Origin of the sequence: Pseudoalteromonas sp. NEC-BIFX-2020_015 (assembly GCF_012952265.1) — a bacterium.
GTDB classification, from domain to species: domain Bacteria; phylum Pseudomonadota; class Gammaproteobacteria; order Enterobacterales; family Alteromonadaceae; genus Pseudoalteromonas; species Pseudoalteromonas neustonica.
The window spans coordinates 1-24,395 of record NZ_JABCJL010000019.1; the positions used below are offsets into that span (position 1 = coordinate 1).

Consider the following 24,395-nt stretch of genomic DNA (forward strand, 5'->3'; position numbering starts at 1 on the left):
TGAAATGTATTTGCAGTAGTTGTAGTGGTGCAGAAATTTAGAGCGCTCAGAGGTTCACTCTTGCAAGATACGTCCTGCGCCCACCACTTTCTATTACTACTTAAGCTAATAGAAATAAGCCGACGAAGGTCGGTTTTTTTATGCCTGAAATTCACGTTCTTGTAGGAACAGGCTTTAGCCGTGAAATGTATTTGCAGTAGTTGTAGTGGTGCAGAAATTTAGAGCGCTCAGAGGTTCACTCTTGCAAGATACGTCCTGCGCCCACCACTTTCTATTACTACTTAAGCTAATAGAAATAAGCCGACGAAAGTCGGTTTTTTTATGTCTGAAATTCACGTTATTGTAGGAACAGGCTTTAGCCGTGAAATGTATTTGCAGTAGTTGTAGTGGTGCAGAAATTTAGAGCGCTCAGAGGTTCACTCTTGCAAGATACGTCCTGCGCCCCACCACTTTCTATTACTACTTAAGCTAATAGAAATAAGCCGACGAAAGTCGGCTAAATTTAAAGAGATTGCTCAAAGCGTTCTTTCGGATGAACGAAAGAAAAAAGAGCTAGCAATGCGGCAGATAACTTCGTCCTTGAGCAGATAAAAAACCAAAGTAATGAGTTTTATCAGCAATATTTAAGCGATTTACAAGAGTTCGCTAAAGGCTATTTTTAGTTACCAGCAGGGTTTGTTCAATTATCAAGTGCTGAGAATGCTTAAACTTAAACCATAAAATTAACCCATAGATTAAGCTGTGAAATGATTACAAATATTTGCTTGCGCTGTGAAGTGTGTTATTTTTAATAAAATATTCCAAAATATTTTTGAAGTGGGAATTTTAATTGTGGGTGAAGGTGAGAGCTAATTTCAACTACATCAGATATGTTCTTTGGTAAGTAGTTAAAACCGTGTGGTTAATATAATAATAGAGGATCCTAAAATGCGACAATCACTAATTGCTCTGAGTATTACATTGGCCAGTATTGCTTCGATAACGCCCATCGCTGTCGCTAATACCTGGCAAACGGACGTTATAGGAGTTAGTCAGCCCCAATTAACTCCACAGCATTGGTTAGCTAATACTAAAGTTAAAGTAACGGCTCAGCCATTAATGAGTGCATCACAAATTATGGCGTTCAATAAACAACTGGTCGCTGAAAATGAGCATATTGTCGATCCTCTCGATTTTGCTACACAGCTTACAAAGCAGCAATTAACTAACCACATCTATAGCATTAGCGCGGTACCAAAAAGTCCTCGTTTTTATTCCAATGGCGTCGCATTAACAGACAAAAATTTTGCTGATTATCATGCCAATATGAATTTAGAAGCGATTGAAAATAACAACCAAGTTGGTTTTGGGGTTGTAGTAAAGCGCTCTGTACTACGTACTTTTCCAACATGGGATAGGGTATTAAATAGCGGCTTAGATAATGATCTTGATCGTTTTCAAGAAAGCGGGTTATTTCCAGGTGATATGGTAGCTATTTTACATCAAAGTGCTGATAAGCAATGGCTACTGGTGCGCGCTTATAATTATTTGGCTTGGGTGCCTACGGCTGATATTGCCACTGCAAGTAAAGCGACCTTACATAGATTTAAAAATCAGGATGATTTTTTGCTTATTACGGGGGCAAAAGTTAATACTGCCTACGTACCAGATAATGCTGATATCTCTGAGCTGCAACTCGATATGGGTGTACGCCTGCCATTAGTTGAGGCAAAGCAAGTACCAAATTTATTGCATGGGCAAAATACTTACGCCAATTATGTAGTACAACTGCCAACAAGAGGCGCGCAAGGTGAGTTAGTTATACAACCTGCACTAATTAGCCGCAGTAGTGACGTTAATATAGGTTACTTACCCTACACCCAGCAGAACTTGATAAAACAAGGGTTTAAATTCTTAGGCGAGCGTTATGGGTGGGGGCATGATTATAATGGCCGAGATTGTACGGGATTTGTAGGTGAGATTTATAAAAGTTTTGGTTTATTAATGCCACGCAATTCAGGGCAGCAAGGGCGAGGCGAGTATGGTATTAATCAGCGTTTTGATGGCGCTGATGCAGAGCAAGTAAAGTTAGATGCGGTTAAAAAGATGCAAGTGGGGGATCTTATTTATATACCAGGCCATGTAATGATGTATCTCGGTGAGCAAGATGGTCAACCTTATGTGATCCATGATGTAAAAGGGCTAGGCTATAACAAAGCTGATGGTCGCTTTTATTCTAGCGCATTAAATGGTGTATCGGTCACGCCATTATTGCCACTGCGTTTATCACCGCAAAAAAGTTATTTAGATCGCACCTATAATATTAAGCGAATTCGCTAGGAGCAACTATGAAAATTACCGCTATACGGTTTGCTAAATTAACAGTGCCATTAGTAACTCCGTTCAAAACAGCGCTACGGGAAGTTAGTTTTATAGAAGACTTAGTGGTGTTAATTGACACAGATAAAGGCCAAGTAGGTTACGGCGCAGCAGCATCAACCCCTATTATTACTGGTGATACCCATCAGGGAATGATCAGTATTATTAAGTATTTTTTAGCCCCCAAATTAATCGGTTTAGAAATTGAAAACCTTAATCATATTTGCCATGTTATTCAATCTACTGTGGTGGCTAATAGCAGCGCAAAAGCGGCGCTAGAGTTAGCTGTGTATGATTTATGGGGCAAACTTTACCAAGCGCCTCTTTATAAGTTACTCGGTGGTGGTAGTAGCACACTGCGTACAGATATAACAATTAGTGTTGATGGTATTGATAAAATGTTGGCCGATTGCGACACCGCTGTTAAACAAGGTTTCGATGTTTTAAAAGTAAAGATAGGAAACGATCTACAGCAAGATATTGAACGAGTGAAGGCAATTTATAGTGGCTTTTCTAAACACGCGAAAATTCGCCTTGATGTCAATCAAGGCTGGAATGCTAAACAAACGGTGTTCGCGTTACAAAAATTAGAGAGCGAAAATATTGAATTAGAGCTCGTTGAACAGCCTGTGAAAAGTGATGACTTTAAAGGGTTGAAGTATATCACTGAGCGAGTTAATACACCGATCATGGCGGATGAGAGTGCATTTTCGCCTAAACAGGTTATTCAATTATTGGAACAAAATGCCGTTGATATCATTAATATTAAAGTAATGAAAACCGGTGGCCTGAGCCGCGCTATAGCGATTGCAGATATCACCGCACAATATCAAGCACAGTGCATGATAGGGTGTATGCTTGAAGGCAGTATCGCGGTTGCGGGAGCCGCTCATTTAGCTTCTGCAAAGGCGCAACAAATAACAAAAATAGATTTAGATGGCCCAGCGCTAGGTCAATTCGACCCAGTTCAAGGCGGCGTTGAGTTTAAGGGGCCGTCAATAACTCTAAGTTCTGCGCCAGGGCTTGGGATAACGCAGATAGATGGTTTGCAACATATAGATAACGGAGTTTGGCCAGCATGAAAAATATAATAAAAATGACAAGTGCAGGGGTGGTTTTAACAAGCTTATTGGGGTGTGCTCAGCAACAAATAACGAGCAGCAATACGGTTATTTCATTGCAGACAAAACAACTGGTTGTGGTAATTGCCGGTGATTGGCAAACACCCCAAGCGCAATTGTATCGGTTTGAACGAAAAGGCAATAATTGGAAACAAATAGATGACGACTATTCGGTGGTGCTAGGGCGTACAGGCCTTGCATGGGGGGTTGGTTTACATACTGAACAAGCCGGTATACAAAAGCAAGAGGGGGATGGTAAAGCGCCTGCCGGAATTTTTGAGCTGGGCACTGCATTTGGCTATTTAGATTCACTGCAAACTAATATGGCTTATCAAGGTATGACAGCGAATGATTACTGTATTGATGTGAAAGGATCGCCATTTTATAACCAGCTAGTTAATAAGTCAGTTGTTGGAGAGGCCGCTGTTAAAGATTCATCGGAGTGGATGCGCCGTGATATTTATAGTCAAGATGACCTGTATAAAAAAGGTATCGTGGTTAAGCACAACAGTAATAACATTGATGGTGCGGGCAGCTGTATTTTTATGCACTTATGGCGAGCACAAGATAAGCCCACAGCAGGGTGCACCGCAATGACAGAGCAGAATATGGATGCACTTTTAGCGTGGTTAGACAGTAAATCTGCCCCACTATTAATTAGTTTACCTAAAGCGCAGTATCAACAAAAACAGGCGCTTTGGCAGCTACCATTAATAAAAACATTAAAATAAAGTTGTTTTCTTTTTGCTAAATCAGTGGAATAATATATTCCATTGATTGGTTTTTAATTGGGATAATAAATGAGTGCACAATACACCTTGCTAGATTGGCTCGTGTTTGCAAGCTACGGAGCCATTTTATTACTCAGTGGTTGGTGGTTTAACCGTAAGCGGGCTAATTCTAGTCAAGACTTCTTTTTAGGTGGCAATAGCATGCCAACGTGGATGGTGGCAATTTCGGTATTAGCTACATCGCAATCCGCAGCCACGTTTATTGGCGGGCCAGATCAAGGTTATCAAGGGGATTTATCTTATTTAGCCACAAACATCGGCGCATTTATTGCTGCGTTTATTGTGTGCATTTTTCTTATCCCTAAATTTTATCAGCAGCAAGTTTATACCGTATACGAGCTATTAGAAAAGCGCATCGGCCCCAAAGCCAAGCGTCGTAGCGGCTTAATGTATTTATTTGGTCGTGTGTTTGCCAGTGGGGCGCGTTTATATATGGCTGCGATTGCTGTAGCTATGATTTTATATGGCAATATTGAAGCGCAAAGCGTGATTGTTGCCACACTATTACTCGCACTTGTTGGCTTGCTCTACACCGTATTTGGTGGTATTCGCAGTGTTATTTATTCTGATGTATTACAAACCGTGGTGTATGTGAGTGCAGCCATAGCGGTTATTTGGTGCTTATTGGCTATCATTCCTGCCGATTTTTCTACTATTGTAGCAACGCTAAATGAACCCTCTGCAGGCGCTGATTCTAAACTGGCATTGTTTAAGTTTGACTTAGATTTTGGCCCCAGTGGCGTTTTTAATATGGCATCGGTATTAACAGGTTTTGTATTATTAAACATTGCAGCATTTGGCCTTGATCAAGACATGACCCAGCGCCTACTCACGTGTAAAAATGCCAAAGAGGGCAGTAAAGCCTTGGTGTTATCTATCGTGATGGTGATCCCCGTCATGTTAGTGTTTATCTCTATCGGTTTATTACTTTATATCGTTTATCAACAACCAGCACTAATGAACAGCGCAGGCGAGCAAGTCGTACAAGAGTTTAATGGTGAAAAAATTACCATCTTTATGTATTACGTATTAAACGAAGCTCCTGCAGGCGTTAAGGGGCTTGTCAGTGTCGGTATTATTGCCGCGGCAATATCAACGCTAAACTCAGGTTTGAGCTCAATGTCGTCAGTGATAGTACAAGATTTATATCGTCCTTATTTAGCTGCTAAAAATAAACAAGTCGCTGACGGCCACTTTGTTAAAGCGGGCCGTGTAGGGATGACTGTAGTCAGTGGAGCACTCGCTGCTATGGCGATTGCTTGTTATTTTTGGCAACAATACAGTGATATGCCACTTTTGAAGTTTGCATTAAGCGTAATGGTGTTCTCATACAGTGGTTTATTGGGCGTATATTTTACAACCTTATTTACTAAGCGAGGCAGTGAGGGCTCTGTGCTGGCTGCTTTATTAGTTGGTTTTGTTATTACCTTGCTAATGCAGCCTTACATGATTGATTGGCTGTTACCGCAAACAGAGCGCTTTTATCTCGGTTTCACATGGCAATTATGTATAGGTACAGCACTTTCAACCTTAGTGTGCTGTTTAGGCAAGCCTACTGAGAATAGTGTCGCGCAATGAATAAAATAAAATATCTATTAGCAGTTGATGGTGGTGGAACTAAAATAACGGCGCAGATAATTGAGCTTGCCAGCGGCATAAAATATAGCGCCGCAGGAGGGCAGGCTTCATTGCATAATGATTTTCAAACTGCATTGTCGAATATTGAACAGGTGATCAACGATCTCTATTTGCAAAGTAAGGCTAAAAGCGGTGAAGTACTCGCCGTAATGGGGCTTGCTGGCGGTGGGTCTTCAGTACTATCAAAAAGGCTATTAACAGCGCTAGAACTTGGCTGTGGTATTAAATTTGCCAAGCTGCATGTATACAGCGATGCTATTACTTCATTATATGGGGCTAATAATGGGCAGCCTGTTGCTATTGTAGCACTTGGTACAGGGGCTGTAGGTGCACGACTTAATAATCACGGCGATACACAGTTAGTAGGAGGCTGGGGGTTTTTAGTTGATGATTTTGGCTCTGGTGCACGTTTAGGGCTAAGTGCTGTGCAGTGTTTACTTGATGAAATTGATCAATTTAGCCAGCCACAAAGCCTACTTACACGTAAACTAAGTGAACAAATAGGCGCAACCAGAGAGCAATTAAATGCTTGGTTGTACGAAGCGAGAGCGGTTGATTATGCGCGTTTTACTTATTTAGTATTTGAATTACAAAACGACTGTAAAATTGCTGAACTACTATTACAAAAGCACGCAAAGCAGGTGGAGCGTTTAATTAATAAAACGCGAGCTCAAAGCCAGCTACCTGTAATGCTGATCGGCGGATTAGCGGCCATAACATTACCCTTGTTAAGTGCAGCCACGCAGCAATTAATAATACCTAAACAGGGCGATTCATTAAGCGGTGCCCTTATTTTAGCACAACAAAATTTGCATATATTTTTAGATAGGACAAACCAATGAGTTCTGAACACGCATTTGAACAACAACGTACTCTTCTTGAAGAACTAAATGGTATTGTTTCTGAAGGGCAAAACCCTGCCACACTCGATATTGATTTACTGGATAGCATACAGATCTTGACCAAAATAAACACCGAAGATCAAAAAGTCGCTGATGCAGTAAAGTGCGTAATTCCTGAAATTGCAAAAGCGGTTGATCATATTGTCACAGCGTTTAAGCAAGGTGGGCGTTTAATTTATATTGGTGCAGGTACAAGTGGTCGATTAGGTATTTTAGATGCAGTTGAATGCGCGCCCACTTATAGCGTAAGCGATCAGCAAGTGATAGGTATTATTGCGGGTGGGGAAACTGCATTTAAAAAAGCGGTAGAAGGTGCAGAAGACAGTTTAACGCTCAGTGTTGATGATTTAAAAGCGATTAATTTACAAGCCAAAGATGTCGTTGTCGGTATTGCCGCCAGTGGTCGTACACCTTATGTACGTGCCGCGATTGAATATGCAAAATCAGTAGGGTGCAAAACAGTAGGTGTAACCTGCAACCCTAACTCGTTAGTTATGCAGTTACCAGATATTGGTATTTGCCCAGTAGTAGGCGCTGAGGCAGTCACCGGTTCTACACGAATGAAGTCGGGCACAGCGCAAAAGCTAGTGCTCAATATGTTAAGCACCGCCAGTATGATCCGTACCGGTAAAGTGTATAAAAACTTAATGGTTGATGTGAATGCCAGTAATGAAAAACTACATGCACGCGCTATTCGTATCGTGATGCAGGCAACTGATTGCACGCATCAACAAGCGGTTGATGCGCTTAAGCAGGCAAAGCAAAGTGCTAAATTAGCTATTTTAATTTTACTAACAGGCAAAGACGCCGCCCAAGCGCAACACATGCTCATGCAAGCTGATGGTTTTTTACGTAAAGCGGTGGAACTTTAAATGTTGCTAAGGGTAATTATTTTACTACAGTGCTTATTATTAATTGCGTGCACGGATAGTAACCAAGCTCAAAGTAATGCAAAAGCAACGGCTATTAAAAGTCAGCCTATCTTGGTTGGTGCTGCACAATATGAGGCCTATCTCGGGGCTTTAAAAGACAAGAGAGTTGGGCTGGTTGTTAATCAAACCTCGCAGGTTGACGGAACTCACTTAGTTGATTTGCTCAGAGATAAAGGCGTGGATGTAGTTAAAATATTCGCCCCTGAGCATGGTTTTCGGGGGGATTATGATGCTGGCGCACATGTTAAAAATACCACAGATACTAAAACGGGTATTGATGTAGTATCAATTTATGGCAGTAATAAAAAACCGGATCCAGCGGTATTGAGCGAGTTAGACGTCATAATTTTTGATATTCAAGATGTAGGTGTGCGCTTTTATACGTATATCAGTTCAATGCATTACATGATGGAAGCGGCGGCATTACATAATCTTGAATTTATAGTGTTAGATCGGCCAAACCCGAATATCGCTTACGTAGATGGGCCAATTTTAGAACCTCAGTTTCGTTCCTTTGTAGGCATGCACCCGATCCCTGTTTTACACGGTATGACTGTGGGGGAATTAGCTAAAATGATCAAAGGCGAGCGCTGGATTGATAAGGCAGAGCAGCTTAAGCTGCGTATTATTCCTGTTGCTAATTATACCCGCAACACAGAATATAAAGTGCCAATAAAACCGAGTCCTAACTTACCTAATGCGCAAGCTATTAACTTGTATCCATCATTGTGCTTTTTTGAAGCAACCCCGATAACAATTGGTCGTGGCACTGACTTTGCTTTTCAGGTTATTGGTTATTCGCCAGTGGGGCTAGGGGAATTTAGTTTTACCCCACGGGCAATTAAAGGTGCGTCTATGAACCCTAAATTTAAAGATGTTACCGTATTGGGGCAAGACTTACGTGCAAGTGCCATAACAGGTTTGGATTTAAATATATTTATTAGTGCGTATACACAATTAACTCAAGCGAATCAGGTGTTTTTTGAACGACCAGATTTTATGGATAAACTCGCTGGCACAGATAAGCTGCGTTTAGCTATAAAAGCAGGTAAGTCAGAGCAGCAAATAAAGCAAAGCTGGCAGGCAGGGCTTACTACTTTTATGCAAAAACGTGAACCGTATTTACTGTATAAATACAACTCGCTTTATTAGTGATGAGAACGGTTAGATTAGTAAACAGTTAAGCACTAAAAAGGCCACTTGTGTGGCCTTTTTAGTGCTTAACTTGAATATAGGTTAATTTAGTTATTTATTTCTAAATTCACCTACTACATCATTAGAGTGTTCAAGTAACTTTCTACCTTGACGGCTTGATTGAGTCAAAGCAATAAAGAGAATATCGATAACAAAATCTTGTGCCGTACGTGCAAGAATCGACGACAACCGTACTGACTCTTCTTCAGCAACAGAGTACAACCTCACATTCGCTTGATCGGCAACCGGGTTACTACCAAACTTAGTAACAGAGATCACATAGCTGTCGTTTTTCTTAGCTTGCTTCACTACTTCGGCAATCTCTCTGGTTACGCCAGATTCACTTATCGCGATGACTAAATCACCTTTACCAAATGTAGATACGTAGGCTAGCTGTGCGTGGCCATCTGGTTCAGCTATCGCAGGCATACCTAGCTTTTGCAGTTTATAAGAGAAATCTTTAGCAACAAGTGCTGAGCCACCTAAACCACATATAAGAATACGTTTAGCTGATTTTAATAAGCTAACAGCTTGTTCAATAGGCTGTGCTTCGTTTAGGTTTTTAGTTTCCGTTAAAACCGCTAATTTACTACTGAGTAGTTTTTCAGCTATTTGTTCTAACGAATCACTTAACGTAATTTTGCCGTGTAGTTTTGGCTCTGTTACTTCGTCATTGAGTGCATCGATTACTGCAAGTTTAAATGCAGGAAACCCTTTGTAACCGAGTTTTTGTGAAAACTTCACTACACTTGACTGACTTACTCCGACTACCTTTGCAAGTTCTACCGAAGATAGGTTTCTAATAGCGTTAGCAGAGTTTAATGTGAAGTCTGCTAGTTTGGCTTCGCTGCTCGATAGAGACTGACGTAAGGCTTTAATTTTAACAAATGTAGACATGTTACTCGCTTATTTATGTATTTGGCGTATTTATAGCATCAATCGAAATAACTTTGTACTTATTTTGGGTTCAAATGTAACTATTAAAATTTCATTGTTGCCCTACTTGGTATAGTGAAAATAAATTATTTTAACAATTTCACCATAATTTCGAGAATAATATAAATTATTTATTGGAATAATATAGTTTTATTTATACTGGCTTACAACTAAGTTCACCAAAATTGCGGAGTTTAAGTGTTTTATTACGTGTTTTTATAACAATGTCGATCACTAACTGTAAAGTTAATATATATATGTTATATAGATTATCTTTGTTTTTTCATCTTGGTAAAATAAATTATTCCAGTTTGGTTTTTGCTGTGATACTGTTTAGTGGGGAGAACATTCCACCTTGATAACGCTGTTTAGCGCATGGTCATGTTGCTAGATACGTTTTCAATGGCATACCACATATTACTAAATAATAAATAGCAGGCTCAGTGGGAGAAACAACAGTGAAACTTAATAAAATAGCAATATGCCTTGCAATAGCAGGTTGTGCTTCAGCAAATGCAGCACAAGATGAGCAAGACGAAAAGAAAATTGAGCGTATTGAAGTCACAGGCTCAAGTATCAAGCGCACATCCCTTGAAGGTGATCTACCAATTACAATCATTAGCCGCAGTGATATTGATGCGGCAGGTATTAGCTCGGCAGAACAACTCATGTTGCAGCTAAATATTGGTTCTAATTCAAATGATGGTTTAGGGAGTAATACAGGGATTGTGAGCGGTGAAGAACGCGGTAATAATGGCGCATCAAGTGCTAACCTTCGACAGCAAGGTGCGGGTTCAACGCTGGTATTATTAAATGGTCGCCGAATTGCAAGTCATGGTTTAAAGGGGGCATCTGTTGATTTAAACTCAATCCCGTTTGCTGCAATTGAACGTGTTGAAGTGCTGCGTGATGGGGCATCTGCGGTGTATGGTACTGATGCTGTTGGTGGGGTCATTAACTTTATCTTGAAAAAAGATTACCAAGGCGTGCAATTAAACGCATTTACTGACATTACACAAGCAGGTGGTGGTAATATTAATCGCTTTAGTATACTTGCCGGTACTGGCGATTTAAACAGCGATGGCTACAATGTCATGGGTTCAGTATCGTATAAAAAAGTCGATATATTACGCGGCTCTGACCGTGATTTTACAAACACTTTCCAACCAAATCGAGGTTTATCGCCAGATACGCGTGGTGGTCCTTTTGCGTCAATCAATAACCGTGGTAACGGCGATGATCCAACCAATGGAAATTATAACTTAATTGGTACAGGGCTTATTGACCCCAATAACCTTGATGCACAAGGTAATCCATACGCTAATAATGTGCTTAATGTATTAGCACTTCCTGGGCAGCCTGGGTGTGAATCAATTGAAGGCATGGGCGTTGATACTGGCGCACTGTGGAATCGCGAAAATGAAACACACAGTTGCGCATGGGATTACCCAAGAGCTGCGGTTTTACAACAACCAGTTGACAGCATTGATTTTGTATCGCGTGCTACGTTTAAATTAGATGAAGACACCGAGCTATTTGCTGAAGTTATTGGCTCAGAAGTGACTTCTAAAAAGATTTTTGAACCTAACCAAATTACGCCGTGGTCAATTGGTTCAGCAGGGTATTACCCAAGCACAGGTTCATCGTATGATTATATAGTTGATGCATTATCTGACTATTATGGCGCGGATCAGTTAAATATTGGTGCACCTATTGCTTATCGCTGGCGCTGTATGGATTGTGGTAACCGTGAAATCGAAACAACGACCACGTCTTATAAAGTACAGTTGGGCATGGAAGGCATTATTGGCGACTGGGATTACAAAGCCGGTATTTCACGTTCATCAAACGAGGCTGAATCAGAGCTCGGTGGTGGCTATCATTATACTGAGCTACTTGCGCAGGCAATTGGCAGCGGCGCCGTTAACCCCTTTTTGTTAGCGGGAGAAACACAAACTCAAGCGGGTATGGATGCAATTGAAGCAGCATCAGCGCGTGGCGTAACCTTATATGGCGGCGAAACAACCCTTACACAAATTGATGCGTCGATCTCAGGTGATACAGGTTTTGAACTTGGTCTTGGCGGCGACACGATTATGGTGGCAACAGGTATTGATTTACGCCGTGAGGGCTATAAGTTTAATGGGGATCGTCGTGAATCAGAAAATAGACCTGCCATTTATGGGGCGCCATTTGATAATGGTAACGAACTTGATGATGTTCACCGTGATATAAAAGCGGTATTTGTTGAAGCGCTTATTCCTGTAGTTGATAGTTTAGAGATTAACTTAGCTGCACGTTATGACCATTACTCAGGCTTTGGCGGCACAACTAACCCTAAAATTGGTGTTAAGTATCAGCCCATGGAAGAGTTGTTATTTCGTGGAGCATACAGCACAGGGTTTAGAGCGCCTTCGTTTAACCAGCTATTTAATGGCGTATCAGAGCAGCCGTACACAGGCTCCGATTTAGCTGATCCTGCTTCGTGCGCAAATGGCATCGTTGATGTGTCAAACCCTAGTTGCCAACCTATCACCCCTGCGTTAGTTTATGGCGGCAAAGAAGACTTAGGGCCTGAAGAGTCAAAGCAATCGAGCTTTGGTTTTGTATGGGCACCAAGCAGCGAATTTAGCTTTAACCTTGATTGGTGGGAAATAATCACAGAGGGCACAATACAAACGCCAAACTTTCGTGATTTACTCGAAAATTACGAGACATTTAGCGGTAACTTCTTACGCGATGCACAAGGTAACTTAACAGGTATTGATATGCGCTATATTAATGCCGGTGAGCGTAATACCAGTGGTGTTGAAGTGGGTATGCAGGTCAATGGTCAGTTAGGTGCAGGCTTATGGGATATTAACTTCAACGGTAGTTACTTAATTGAAGATAAGAAAAAGCTTCTTGATAGCATTGCATTTGGCGATAACTTAGTTGGCACTCATTCTCGCGGTAATATTCCACTTCGTTGGAAGCATACCATCGCCTTTAACTATACGCAGGGTGATTGGCGTCATAATGTGACACAAATTTACCGTGATAGTTATGCAGATGAAGTGCCAGCAGGCGTGCAATCGGGTGCAATTAGTATCGGTGAAATCGAAAACTATAACCCAACGGTATCAAGTTATTTAATTTATAACTACAGCGTAGCGTATACCGGGTTTGATAATGTAGGTATTACGTTTGGTATTAAAAACCTGTTTGACCGTGATCCACCGTTTACAGCTCATCAAAACGATTACTCACCAGGTGCTGCGTTTGATCCTCGTGTAGCGAGCGCGCGTGGTCGAGCATATACGCTTAATGCAGAATATCGCTTTTAATTGAGTGTATATAAGGCCAAAGTGTAATTAGGGAGACTGGCTTAGCGTTGTCTGAGTCAGTCATTTTGTAGGAGTATTAAATGCACAATATTAAGCAAGTGGTTATTGCTGGTGGCGGATCTGCGGGATGGATGACCGCAGCAGCGCTGAGTAAACTACTTGGCGAGCATGTAAATATAACCTTGGTAGAATCAGCGCAAATAGGCACTGTTTCGGTCGGGGAGGCCACGATCCCGCAAATTCGTCAGTTTAATCAACTCATTGGTATTGATGAAAATGAATTTTTAAGTGCCACTTCAGGTACCTTTAAGCTAGGAATCGAATTTATTGATTGGGGACAAATAGGGCAGCAATACATGCACCCATTTGGGCCATATGGGGTTAACTTAAATGGTATTGCATTTCATCATTACTGGTTAAAAAGTGTAAAAAACACCAACCCAGCCCCAATATTAGATTATTGCCTCGAAGGGCATGCCGCTAAATTAAACCGCTTTGACCGTATCGTAGGGCAAACAACCAAAGGGCATAGCACCCTTAACTATGCATTTCATTTTGACGCTGTTAAATATGCCGAGTTTTTATCAACGCTGGCTATTAAACAAGGCGTTAAACATATCCAAGGCACTATTTCACAGGTAACCATTGAGCCAAGTAACGGCCATATAAAAGATCTTATTCTTGATGATGGTCAGGTGATCAGTGGCGAATTATTTATTGATTGCACCGGTTTTAAAGGGCGCTTGATCAACCAAGCTTTGCATGTTGGTTTTGAGTCATGGCAGCATTGGCTACCATGTGATAGCGCGATTGCGATTGCCAGCGAATCACTCCCAGAGCTAAAGCCTTACACCCAAGCCACCGCTCATAATGCAGGGTGGCAATGGCAAATTCCGTTACAGCATCGTGTTGGTAATGGGCGTGTATTTGCAAGCGGATTTACTAGTGCAGAACAACAAATCGTGCAGTTAGCCGCGCAGTTACCTTCCAAGGCGATGACTGAGCCACGCCAATTAAATTGGCAAAATGGTCGTCGTTTAAAAGCATGGCAAAAGAACTGTGTGGCCATAGGGCTATCTGCTGGCTTTTTGGAGCCGCTAGAGTCAACAGGGCTACAGTTTATTCAGTCGGCCATTTTACGGCTGATCAGTTTATTTCCTAGTTGTGCAATGGCGAAGGTGGATGCGGATACCTACAATAGATACACTGAACAAGAAATTACCGCTGTTCGTGACTTTATTATCTGCCATTATAAGGTAACAAAGCGCAGCGACAGTGAATTTTGGCGTTATTGCCAACACATGGATGTACCGAATACGGTAAGTGAGCGACTTGCTTTGTTTGCACAAAATGGCCGACTTTTCAGAGAAAACAATGAGCTATTTAATGAGCTTAGTTGGTTTTCGGTATTACATGGTCAAGGTATTGAGCCACAAGGTTATCATCCGCTGGTGAATAGTTTGAGCGATGCAGCTTGTGAGCAATATATGCAACAAATAAAAACCATGATCGGGCAAACCGCGCGCTCACTTCCTATGCACAGTGAGTATGTTGCTCGCCATTGCCGGTATTCTAAAAGTTAGGGTTTAAAAAGCATGATGACGTTTTTATCTTATTTAAAAAAGCTGGGGATTTTTGCCAGTGCAGCCTTTTTAGTTAGCTGTGCTTCAACGCCTTATGAATTTACTCAGTCAGCTAATTATAGCCATCGCGTTAAATTTTTAGTGATGCACTACACCGCTATCAATTATGAAAAATCAATGCAGGTACTTGTCGAAGATGGCGGATTGAGTGCACATTATTTAGTACCTGAGTCAAACGATCCGAGCTACCCAGATGACGAACTTAAAATTACGCAGTTAGTCGATGAGCATGACAGATCATGGCATGCAGGGCGTAGTTACTGGCAAGGCAGAGAGGACTTAAACGACCAATCGATTGGTATTGAAATAGTTAACATACCAACGTGCCATTCCCCAGAACTAGAAGAGCATGAATTAGATACGCAATTGCAAAATGATGCCTCAAAGCTGTGTATTTACCCAGATTATGATGCTAAACAAATGGCGTTATTAATCGAGTTAAGTCAGGGGGTTTTAGCGCGCCACCCTGATATTGGACCAACGCAAGTTGTTGGGCATTCAGATATAGCGCCCAGTCGTAAAAATGATCCTGGTCCACGTTTTCCGTGGTATCAACTCTATCAAGCAGGGGTTGGCGCTTGGTATGACAACCACACGGTAGATAAATATTGGCAGCAATTTAGTGTCGTTAAACCCTCTATAGGTTTAATGCAAAGCGCTTTACGTGGCTACGGTTATGATGTGCAAGCGACGAATCAACTTGATCCGCAAACACTCGATACTTTAAGTGCTTTTCAAATGCATTTTTTACCATGGCACGTTAGTGGTAACGCCGATGCACGCAGTGGCGCAGTACTGTTTGCATTAATGGAAAAATACTTTCCTAAAAAAGCAACCAAATTAATGGCGCAGTATAATCAAGAGCAAACCACAGTTGAGCCGCAGCCAAAACAACTAGCCAATGCACAAGTGGTTGCGTTAATCCCCGAACGAGACCCAAGCACGCGTTTATTGGTTAATAATCGTGGTACGTTTAAAGCCTACAAAGGCCGTGGCCAGCTAGTGATTGAAAACAACACCGCCACCAGTGCCGATATTTATATCAATGGCGAAAAAATCAATATAGCCAGCCCGCTTCAAGCAAATAAACAATACACATACAGTTTAAGTAAACGCACGCGTAACGGCATTAACACGTATAAAGTGGACAATGTATTGCCCGAAGGCGCAAGTTTAACCTTACGCTTTGCCTACCCACAGCTGAAAAAAAGCGCCAATAATACATACAATTTTAGTGCTGTAGATAAACTTATTAATGATGATATTGCAGCGGGGTTTCCAGGGGCAGTGTTAGGCGTAATAAAAGATGGAAAATTAATAAAACTAAGTAGTTATGGCGATGCGAAAAAATACCAACGTAATGGTACAGCAATGCAATCGCCGCAAAAAATGCAAACAGACACCTTATTTGATATTGCGTCAAACTCAAAAATGTTTGCTACTAACTTTGCGCTTATGAAACTTGTAAGTGAAGGCAAGCTTGATGTAAATAAGCCGCTTTTTTACTACTTACCAGAGTTTAGAGGGCGCGGGCGAGAGCAACGCTTAGTAAAAGATTTACTCACCCACAGTGCGGGGTATCCTGCGGTGGTGGACTTTCATCGAAAAGACAATAAATTTGGTGAGCGATTTTTCTCGCAAAATAGCTTGCGGACTAAAAATTTACTGTTAACAGGCGTGCCGTTTATAGCAGGGCGCAATGTTAAACACTTGTACTCAGATATAGACTACATGCTGTTAGGCGTGCTGATTGAACGCATTACGCAACAAGCGCTGGATCATTATGTTGAGGGGCAAATATACCAGCCGCTAGGCTTGCAACACACATTGTTTAACCCGTTACAAAAAGGGGTTAGTAAACATACTATTGCTGCAACGGAGCTTGCAGGAAACAGCCGTGGTGGCCGAATTAGTTTTGATAATATACGCACCGACGTACTGCAAGGGCAAGTACACGACGAAAAAGCATTTTATGCACTTGGTGGTGTAGCAGGGCATGCAGGCTTATTTAGTACCGTAGAAGAGCTTGGTGTGCTTTCGCAGTTGCTATTAAATCGCGGCGGTTATGGCGATAAACAAATATTTACCCCGCAAGTGCTCGATCAGTTTATAGCGCCGCAAGCGAGTAATGAAACTTATGGGCTAGGCTGGCGAAGAGCTGGTGAACACGCCCAAAAGTGGCATTTTGGTCCTTACGCAAGTCCACAAGCGTACGGCCATACTGGCTGGACAGGCACAGTAACCGTTATTGATCCTGCGTATGACTTAGCCATTATTTTACTCACTAATGCACGTCATTCGCCTATCAAGGGCAATGACACCCATTATGAATTTGTTGGTAAAAAGTTTGAGACCGGAAAATATGGCTCAGTAATCTCACTGGTTTATGAGGCTTTGCTTAATCATTAATGTAATCACTCATTAAAGCCACTAACTTAAATCACTAGTCGAATTAAGTTGAGTTTATTGTGCAACTGATTAAGCTAGTGGGCTTGTTTATAAATAATTATAACAGCGGCGCAGTCGCTACTAAAAAGGTTATTGTATGTCTTGGTATTCAATTTTACCGCCGTTGATAGCGATTTTGATCGTGTTTTGGCGCAAAGAAGTGATTATGGCACTGTTAGTTGCTGTTGCTTCTTCAGAGTTTTTACTCGCCCTACAAGGCGATGGAAATACGCTTTTTAACACATTTATAAATACCATAGAGCGTATTGTGGCGGTGGCTAGTTCACCGGGGAATAGCCGTATTTTGATTTTTAGTATTTTAATAGGCGCATTGCTTGCATACATTCGTGAATCTGGTGGTGTGGCAGCAACCGTTAATGTATTGATGAACAAAGGCGTCGCAAAAAGTAAACGCCAAGTTGGTTACTTAACGATGTTCTCAGGCGTAGCCGTGTTTATAGAATCTAACTTAAGTGTATTAACCTCGGGTATTTTATCTCGTGGCTTATTTGATAAGTTTAAAATGAGCCGAGCACGTCTTGCTTACATTATCGACAGTACCAGTGCACCGGTGTGTATTTTAATTTTGCTTAATGGTTGGGGCGCTTATGTACTTGGCTTGTTAGGTAATTATGAATTACCAGAGTCGGCGGTGTCGGTGTTATGGGGCAGTATTGGCTATAACTTTTACGCTATTATTACTTTATTATTAGTTTTTTATACCATCACCTTTGATAAAGTGCATGGCCCATTAAAAAAAGCAGAAGAGCAATTAGAGCACCAAAAAGCAGATGTACAAGAAGAGGTAAAAGGCACCAAAGCACGCTATATGCTAGTGCCACTTATTACACTGATTGGCAGCATGGTCGGCTTTATGTACTGGACCGGTAATGGCGATATTGCCAGCGGCAGTGGTTCTAAATCTGTACTGTATGCAACTATTTTAGCGTGTGTTGTCGCGTACTTTTTAATGATCAGTTCACGTCAATTTACTCATCATAAGCTGGTGGATATCGGCTTTAAAGGCATGGGAGAATTACTCCCATTGGTGGCTATCGTGTTGTTATCGCTTACACTTGGCGCAAGCTTAAAAGATTTAGGCACCGGCGTATTTGTAGCGGGACTGGTGGGCGATTACTTACCTATATACTTAGTTGTTCCGGTGCTGTTTTTAACTGGCGCGGTGATCTCATTCACGACTGGAACATCGTGGGGCACGTTCGCAATTTTAATCCCAATTGGCGTACCGCTCATTCAAGCGTTAGGTTTACCGCCTTCATTAGTGATTGCGGCAATTTTAGGTGGCGGTGTATTTGGGGATCATTGCTCGCCCATATCTGACACCAGCGCGGTATCGGCCATTGCCTCCGGTTGTGATTTACTCACCCACGTTAAAACGCAAATGCCTTACGCACTTTTTGGCGGCGCACTCACGTTTATAGCGTACTTAGTTACGAGCATTATTGTGCTGTAAATTTACAATAATTAAATTAGTGAGAACAAAAGCCTGCAAATTTGCAGGCTTTTTTGTTGCGCAGGCGCTGCTGCTTCAGAGTTTGTTGTAGGAGGTGGCTTCAGCCACGAATGATTTAATAGCAGTGATACCCAATGGGCTTGGTTTAAATTGTAAGTCGCCCTTTAGGGCGAAAAAGTGAATGTCACCACAGAGGGCAAAGAGGCGCTTCGCTGCACAGAGATTAAATATTGGTCGTAGGTGTTGGCTTTAGCCACGAATTTTTCACCTAAGCATCACTTGTCGGGATAAATCCGCGACCTACATTAATAACCTTATTCAAGGTTTTTCATGCTGACGTCGGCAGCTGTTAACATCAGCTAAATCGGGTTGCTACTGCTTCAGGATCTGTTGTAGGAGGTGGCTTTAGTCCGAAAAATTATCATATTATTCAGCCGCTAATGTTTTGCATAATCTAATTAGGGATAAATCCCTGCCTATATTAAGGGCACATATTCGACTTTGATAAAAAGTAAATACAGGTTGTAGCTTCGAATAATTCTGGCACGTAACGTTTTCAGGCTTAAAATCAGAAGCGACTCTTAGCTTAAATAATTAACTGTAATATCATGTAATAACCGCTTTTTTGTATCTTGTTTATATTTAGTGACGAATAAAATGACAAACCTTAGTTTTAATATCACGAAAATAAAGGAATAAGTTATGAAAACGCAAAAAGTTGTTGGCTATTGTAGTAACTGGATCACTCAAGAAAGTTTAAAGTCGCAGATAGAAGGTTATACTCACGTTATTTTTTCATTTTGGATATCACCTGAAGATGGGGTTTTAGGTGCAGCTGAAGCTGCCGCAAATGATCCAGAGCTTATACAATATGTTAAATCACTAGGGAAAAAGTGCATACTTGCAGCTGGTGGTGAAACTTATAACCCAAATGTGACTGATTCAGCACAGGCAAGAGAGTACGGCTTGGCACTTGCAAAATATGCATTAGAATACGGCTACGATGGCGTTGATTTTGATATCGAGAATATTACAGCCTCAGAAGCTTTAAATTGGCTGAGTGAGGCTACAGTGACAGCTGCAGAATATTCGAGTGAGCAAGGAGAAAAGTTAATTATTTCTCACGCACCACAAGGCCCATACTTTCCTGAATACAGCAAGTTAGAAGAGCTAACACATGGCTACATTGATTTTTATAATATCCAATATTACAATCAGGGAGCGTGGGAGTATCAAGCATATGAGTCATTTGAAATGTTATTTCCATTAAAGTATCAGAATATAAGCAATCCGACTTCAATTGAAAGCATTGCATCTCAAGGTGTTCCGCCAGAAAAAATTGTACTTGGTAAACCTATTACTGAAAATGATCTAAGCTCTAGTGGTTTTATCCCATTAGATCAACTCGTCGTCATTATTCGTCAGGCGCAAAGTGAAAACATTGCTTTTGGTGGGGTAATGGGATGGAAAATTGATAGCGATATCGATGGATTATGGGGCCGAACAATTGCGGCTACTCTAAATACAGCCTCTTAAAGGTAGCGTGCTGTAGTGGAATAAAAAATCAAAGAGCTTTGGTTTTATCAATTAGCGCACCCGATACAAGTTAGGTGCGCTATTTTTATTAAGTTGCATTTTGGTGACGGGGTTTTTCGAATTCCCACTGATTTTTAAACACTTGAATTCAAGTATTACGCGCTCTATTTTGGCACTACGCGGTATATACCCATGCCGTCAATTCCTAGGTATAAATCGCCGTTGGGGTGAGTTGCAATACTGCGCACTCTACCAGCGCCTTCAAACAACTTGCTATGACCGATAATATTGTTGCCATCGAGTTCAAGCATGACTAAGTGTGCAAATTTCATTGAACCAACCACGATATTGCCTTTCCACTGGGGGTATTTATCGCTACTAATAAATGCCATACCCGAAGGCGCGATAGACGGCACCCACACCCAGTCAGGTTTTTGCATCCCTTCGCGGGTGGTCTCATCGGTAATTTTACTGCCATTATAGTTGATACCGAAAGTAACTACTGGCCAACCGTAATTAGCTCCTGGTTTGATAATATTGACTTCATCGCCGCCTTGCGGGCCATGTTCGTGGCTCCAAATCACACCCGTTTTTGGGTGCATCGTCATCCCTTGTGGATTCCGATGACCATACGAATAAATACTTTTGCGCGCGTTTTCGTCATTATAAAACGGATTTGATTTAGGGATTGTACCATCAGCATTAATGCGGTGTATTTTTCCTGCATCGTGCTCTAAGTTTTGTGGATGAACATCGCGGTTGCCACGATCGCCAATAGAGAAATACAAGTAACCGTCTTTATCAAATTCAAGGCGAGAGCCATAATGGAACGTTTTTGTGGTGTTAGGGCTGCCATCAAACAGTAGTTGCTGATCAATTAACGTCATGTCTTTTAAGCGTGCGCGCATTATAGAGGTGTTATAGCCTTCGTCATCTCCTTCATAGCCAGAGTAAGAAAAGTATATCCAGCCATTGTCTTTAAAGTTAGGATCAAGCTCCACATCAAGTAGTCCTCCTTGACGCTCAGCATGTACTTTAGGCACCCCTTTAATGGCTTTCTCTAGCAGTTTTCCATCACGAATAAGCCTAAGATCACCCGCTCTGTTTGTGACTAACAAGTCTTGTTCGTTAAGCCACACCATGCCCCAAGGAATTTGCACGCCTTTGGCAACTAATTCAAGTTCATACTTATCGGCACTTGCGGCAACGGGAATAGGCTGCTCTGGCTGAGCGAAGGTATGTAACGAGGTAAAGCTTATAATAGAGGCAATTAAACTGGTGTAAATACACTTTTTCATGACAGTTCCAATTTGTGAACAACAATGACACTAGATTAGCGCGATACAAGCAAAATTGTTATTAACTTTCACTAAAGTGCGATTAGTTTCATAAAATGCAAGGTAAATGACAGGGTTGTCGCACTGGTGTTTTAGGTGATGGCTTCATCCGAAAGGTTTAACACCAATGATAGATTAACCACCGTAGGCGCTGAGCTTACTGACGCATGTGATTGGTAGGTTAGTAGAGTACAACGAAACCCAGCGGGCTTGGTTTAAATTGTAGGTCGCCCTTTAGGACAAAAAAGTGTATTTCACCACGGAGGGCACAGAGGCGCTTCGCTGCACCGAGGCTACATATTGGTTGTAGGAGTAGGCTTTAGCCACGAATTTTTTACTTAAGCATCACTTGTCGGGATAAATCCGCGACCTACATTAATAACCTTATTCAAGGTTTTTCATGCTGGTGACGGCAGCTTTTAACAACAGCTAAATCAGGATGCCACTGCTTCAGGATCCGTTGTAGGAGATGGGGCTTTAGCCATGATTGATTTAACATCCTCGTAGGCGCTGAGCTTACTGGCGCATGTGATTGGTAGGTTGGGTAGAGTGCAACGAAACCCAACTGGCTTGTTTTAAATTGTAGGTCGCCCTTTAGGGCGAAAAAGTGAATGTCACCACAGAGGGCACAGAGGCGCTTCGCACTGTACCGAGGTTAAATAGTGGATGTAGGAGATGGCTTTAGCCACGAACTTTTCACCCAAGCATCACGCTTGATCCTCAAATAGCTAATTGATGTGAACGTAAACGACGAATATAGGCCAACTTTCACCTTATCGCGCATCCATGCGCGATATTACTCATCAATTACTTATTTTCAGGGCGTGATGACGGGGAAATGGTGTTAAACGTGAAATTGGCTTTTGGTCTTGGTAATATACAAGGCCTGGCTCAGCGCACTTCTATGAGACTTATTTAAGAATTATATTTACCTAACTTTGTATGGCGCTATATAAAAAAGAGATGCTTAAGAGGGAATTGGATGATCGATATAAAAGACTTTGATTGGAGTACACCACCTAATCGCAAAATAGATGAGTACTTTCCTGCTGATAAGTTAGATAGGGCTCGATATGCCACATTTCTCACAAGGTTATTAATTCAAGAAGGTTTTGACGAGAATAGGCCGTAAGAAGAACAAAAGAGAAACTACGTATTAAACTTAAATGCCGAGTGGGGCGCAGGTAAAACATACTTTCTCAAGCGTTGGTCGCAGGAACTCAAAAATTTTCCAGTTGTATATATCGATGCTTGGCAACAAGATTACTCAGATGATCCTTTTTTAACAGTTATTGCTGGCATTATTAAGCAGCTTAGTACGCAGGCAAATTTCGCTATTACTATTCCAAACAAAGCAGCGTCAATATTTAAAGCTGTTGCACCTGCTATTGCACAAGGTTTAACGAAAAAAATAACTGGTATCGATTTAGATGAGTTAAATACATTATTATTTTCAGATGATGAAGGTGAAGAGATTGAGAAGGTAGAATCTAACAAACAAAATAATTCTGCATTCTCACCTGCAGTCAAAGCTCTTGCGCAGAATCTTATTAAAGAGCATGAAGCAAAAAATAAAAGCATCGAGGTCATAAAGTCTAAGTTAGCAGACTGGGTCAGTAAATTTGAGCAGCAGGAAGATAAAGAATTACCAATTTTTGTTTTTATCGATGAGTTAGATCGCTGTCGCCCAAGTTATGCTGTTGAAATGCTCGAAACTATAAAGCATATATTTGATGTTAAAGGCATCGTGTTTGTTGTGGCAACAGATACTGAGCAATTGCAACATACAATTAAGTCAGTTTATGGTGAAGGGTTTGATGCCAAAGTTTATTTAGGCCGATTTTTTAATAGTCGCTATAGTTTAAAGCGTCCCGCACTAAGTGATTTTTTAAATGCGCATGCTGACGGAACAAAGTTTGATCCAAAATATCTCAAGAGCAGAAATATTCAAATACTGCCTCAGACTGAACATATAGAAACTACATTAGCTAATATTTCAGTTGTGTTAGATGCTTTCCAAGTGTCCCCTCGAACAGCGATCCAAATAACAGAACGTATCACAGCCATTATTGCTAATTTACCAAACGAGAAGAAGGTAGATGTACTCGTGTTAGCCGTTTTGTTTTGTATCTATGAGAAAGATCATTCATTGTACGAAGAGATCATAAGTGGACGATTTAAACGAGAGGGGAAAAATGATAAAGATGAGCTTCGAAGAATTAGTTTAAGTGATTATCTAGGAGAAAAAATCTTAGATGCTAGTTTATCTGCTGAATTGACATATTCTATTGACCCTGCATTTTTCACCGATAGCTTTTATCTTGGTTCCCTTTCTCGTAGACCAAATCGATACAGTAAAGGAAGTTACCCAGTTTCACTATCAAAGTTTTTAGAACACATTTTTTGTAGGATATTTAATAACGTTGAAAGTTACTTTATAGGCTTTTTAGACTTGGACATTGAAGATGACGTCTCCGAATTAGAAAAAGCTGAACGCGAATTAGCTAACCATCCATATGGAGTTTCTCATGAGTCGGCAATTCTTTGGATAAACTATATTTATATTCATGATGGATATACCCAAATTACGAAAGAACATTATCGTGATTTTATAGAGCTATCTTCGCCGTTAGAGTACATGGGAGATAGCTGATATTTATACATGATAATTTTAGAACCAGGCTTCGTGAATAAAAGCTAAGCCAAGGTTTCACACCTCAGCCTCTTCTCTGTGTAGCGCGCAGCGCCTCTGTGCTCTC

The 24,395-nt window shown here is 41.2% G+C and carries 14 protein-coding genes and 1 pseudogene; 13 read left to right on the forward strand and 2 right to left on the reverse strand.

All coding sequences use genetic code 11. The annotated features are described in order from the left end of the window. The first annotated feature begins 927 nt into the window (after window positions 1-927). The 7 genes from HH219_RS14190 (at window position 928) to HH219_RS14220 (ending at window position 8,894) form a co-directional block, all read left to right on the forward strand. Entirely contained in the window at window positions 928-2,319 is a 1,392-nt protein-coding gene (locus HH219_RS14190; RefSeq protein ID WP_169327841.1) for an SH3 domain-containing protein, read from the forward strand. An 8-nt stretch (window positions 2,320-2,327) separates the two neighbouring features. Continuing rightward, window positions 2,328-3,440, forward strand: coding sequence for a dipeptide epimerase (locus HH219_RS14195; RefSeq protein ID WP_169327842.1), 1,113 nt, complete (start codon window positions 2,328-2,330; stop codon window positions 3,438-3,440). Then, on the forward strand, window positions 3,437-4,210 hold the full coding sequence (locus HH219_RS14200) for a L,D-transpeptidase family protein (protein WP_169327843.1): 774 nt from the start codon (window positions 3,437-3,439) through the stop codon (window positions 4,208-4,210). Before HH219_RS14195 ends, HH219_RS14200 begins: the two co-directional genes overlap by 4 nt. Before the next feature lie 69 nt (window positions 4,211-4,279). Continuing rightward, on the forward strand, window positions 4,280-5,848 hold the full coding sequence (locus HH219_RS14205; RefSeq protein ID WP_054453142.1) for a sodium:solute symporter: 1,569 nt from the start codon (window positions 4,280-4,282) through the stop codon (window positions 5,846-5,848). Continuing rightward, window positions 5,845-6,750 (forward strand): BadF/BadG/BcrA/BcrD ATPase family protein, encoded by a 906-nt coding sequence (locus tag HH219_RS14210; protein ID WP_169327844.1) that lies wholly within the window; start codon window positions 5,845-5,847, stop codon window positions 6,748-6,750. The genes HH219_RS14205 and HH219_RS14210 overlap by 4 nt, the downstream gene beginning before the upstream one ends. Beyond that, on the forward strand, window positions 6,747-7,682 hold the full coding sequence (gene murQ, locus HH219_RS14215) for an N-acetylmuramic acid 6-phosphate etherase (protein ID WP_169327845.1): 936 nt from the start codon (window positions 6,747-6,749) through the stop codon (window positions 7,680-7,682). Before HH219_RS14210 ends, murQ begins: the two co-directional genes overlap by 4 nt. Then, the gene (locus HH219_RS14220; RefSeq protein WP_169327846.1) at window positions 7,683-8,894 is read left to right on the forward strand and encodes a DUF1343 domain-containing protein; all 1,212 of its coding nucleotides are present in this window, start codon (window positions 7,683-7,685) and stop codon (window positions 8,892-8,894) included. A 93-nt stretch (window positions 8,895-8,987) separates the two neighbouring features. Here the strand turns inward: HH219_RS14220 and HH219_RS14225 are convergent, their stop codons facing one another. Then, window positions 8,988-9,833 carry an SIS domain-containing protein gene (locus HH219_RS14225; RefSeq protein ID WP_054205354.1) on the reverse strand — a complete coding sequence of 282 codons (846 nt, stop codon included), beginning with the start codon at window positions 9,831-9,833 and terminating at the stop codon, window positions 8,988-8,990. A 497-nt stretch (window positions 9,834-10,330) separates the two neighbouring features. On the opposite strand from HH219_RS14225, the gene HH219_RS22420 reads away from it, so the two are divergent. The 5 genes from HH219_RS22420 to HH219_RS14250 all read left to right on the forward strand — a co-directional run bounded on the left by HH219_RS22420 (window position 10,331) and on the right by HH219_RS14250 (window position 20,299). Then, on the forward strand, window positions 10,331-13,198 hold the full coding sequence (locus tag HH219_RS22420) for a TonB-dependent receptor (protein ID WP_169327847.1): 2,868 nt from the start codon (window positions 10,331-10,333) through the stop codon (window positions 13,196-13,198). Window positions 13,199-13,278: 80 nt separating this feature from the next. Continuing rightward, entirely contained in the window at window positions 13,279-14,781 is a 1,503-nt protein-coding gene (locus HH219_RS14235; protein ID WP_169327848.1) for a tryptophan halogenase family protein, read from the forward strand. Between the two features lie 12 nt (window positions 14,782-14,793). Beyond that, window positions 14,794-17,250, forward strand: coding sequence for a penicillin binding protein PBP4B (gene pbp4b, locus HH219_RS14240; RefSeq protein ID WP_169327849.1), 2,457 nt, complete (start codon window positions 14,794-14,796; stop codon window positions 17,248-17,250). A gap of 136 nt (window positions 17,251-17,386) precedes the next feature. Beyond that, window positions 17,387-18,763 carry a Na+/H+ antiporter NhaC family protein gene (locus HH219_RS14245; protein ID WP_054205363.1) on the forward strand — a complete coding sequence of 459 codons (1,377 nt, stop codon included), beginning with the start codon at window positions 17,387-17,389 and terminating at the stop codon, window positions 18,761-18,763. A 702-nt stretch (window positions 18,764-19,465) separates the two neighbouring features. Next, a complete protein-coding gene (locus HH219_RS14250; RefSeq protein ID WP_054205364.1) occupies window positions 19,466-20,299 on the forward strand; it encodes a glycoside hydrolase family 18 protein in 834 nt (277 codons plus the stop codon). 164 nt (window positions 20,300-20,463) lie between these two features. Here HH219_RS14250 and HH219_RS14255 read toward each other — a convergent pair whose 3' ends face one another. After that, a complete protein-coding gene (locus HH219_RS14255) occupies window positions 20,464-21,597 on the reverse strand; it encodes a PQQ-dependent sugar dehydrogenase (RefSeq protein WP_169327850.1) in 1,134 nt (377 codons plus the stop codon). Between the two features lie 1,240 nt (window positions 21,598-22,837). Between HH219_RS14255 and HH219_RS14260 the strand changes: the two are divergent. Further along, window positions 22,838-24,289 (forward strand): annotated as a pseudogene (locus HH219_RS14260) (P-loop NTPase fold protein); the annotation flags it as partial. Between the last annotated feature and the right edge of the window lie 106 nt (window positions 24,290-24,395).

Bases quoted from the DNA above. Each gene is read 5' to 3' on its own strand.
- HH219_RS14190 (WP_169327841.1), top strand. From the start codon at position 928: ATGCGACAATCACTAATTGCTCTGAGTATTACATTGGCCAGTATTGCT.
- HH219_RS14195 (WP_169327842.1), top strand. From the start codon at position 2,328: ATGAAAATTACCGCTATACGGTTTGCTAAATTAACAGTGCCATTAGTA.
- HH219_RS14200 (WP_169327843.1), top strand. From the start codon at position 3,437: ATGAAAAATATAATAAAAATGACAAGTGCAGGGGTGGTTTTAACAAGC.
- HH219_RS14205 (WP_054453142.1), top strand. From the start codon at position 4,280: ATGAGTGCACAATACACCTTGCTAGATTGGCTCGTGTTTGCAAGCTAC.
- HH219_RS14210 (WP_169327844.1), top strand. From the start codon at position 5,845: ATGAATAAAATAAAATATCTATTAGCAGTTGATGGTGGTGGAACTAAA.
- murQ (WP_169327845.1), top strand. From the start codon at position 6,747: ATGAGTTCTGAACACGCATTTGAACAACAACGTACTCTTCTTGAAGAA.
- HH219_RS14220 (WP_169327846.1), top strand. From the start codon at position 7,683: ATGTTGCTAAGGGTAATTATTTTACTACAGTGCTTATTATTAATTGCG.
- HH219_RS14225 (WP_054205354.1), bottom strand. From the start codon at position 9,833: ATGTCTACATTTGTTAAAATTAAAGCCTTACGTCAGTCTCTATCGAGC.
- HH219_RS14235 (WP_169327848.1), top strand. From the start codon at position 13,279: ATGCACAATATTAAGCAAGTGGTTATTGCTGGTGGCGGATCTGCGGGA.
- pbp4b (WP_169327849.1), top strand. From the start codon at position 14,794: ATGATGACGTTTTTATCTTATTTAAAAAAGCTGGGGATTTTTGCCAGT.
- HH219_RS14245 (WP_054205363.1), top strand. From the start codon at position 17,387: ATGTCTTGGTATTCAATTTTACCGCCGTTGATAGCGATTTTGATCGTG.
- HH219_RS14250 (WP_054205364.1), top strand. From the start codon at position 19,466: ATGAAAACGCAAAAAGTTGTTGGCTATTGTAGTAACTGGATCACTCAA.
- HH219_RS14255 (WP_169327850.1), bottom strand. From the start codon at position 21,597: ATGAAAAAGTGTATTTACACCAGTTTAATTGCCTCTATTATAAGCTTT.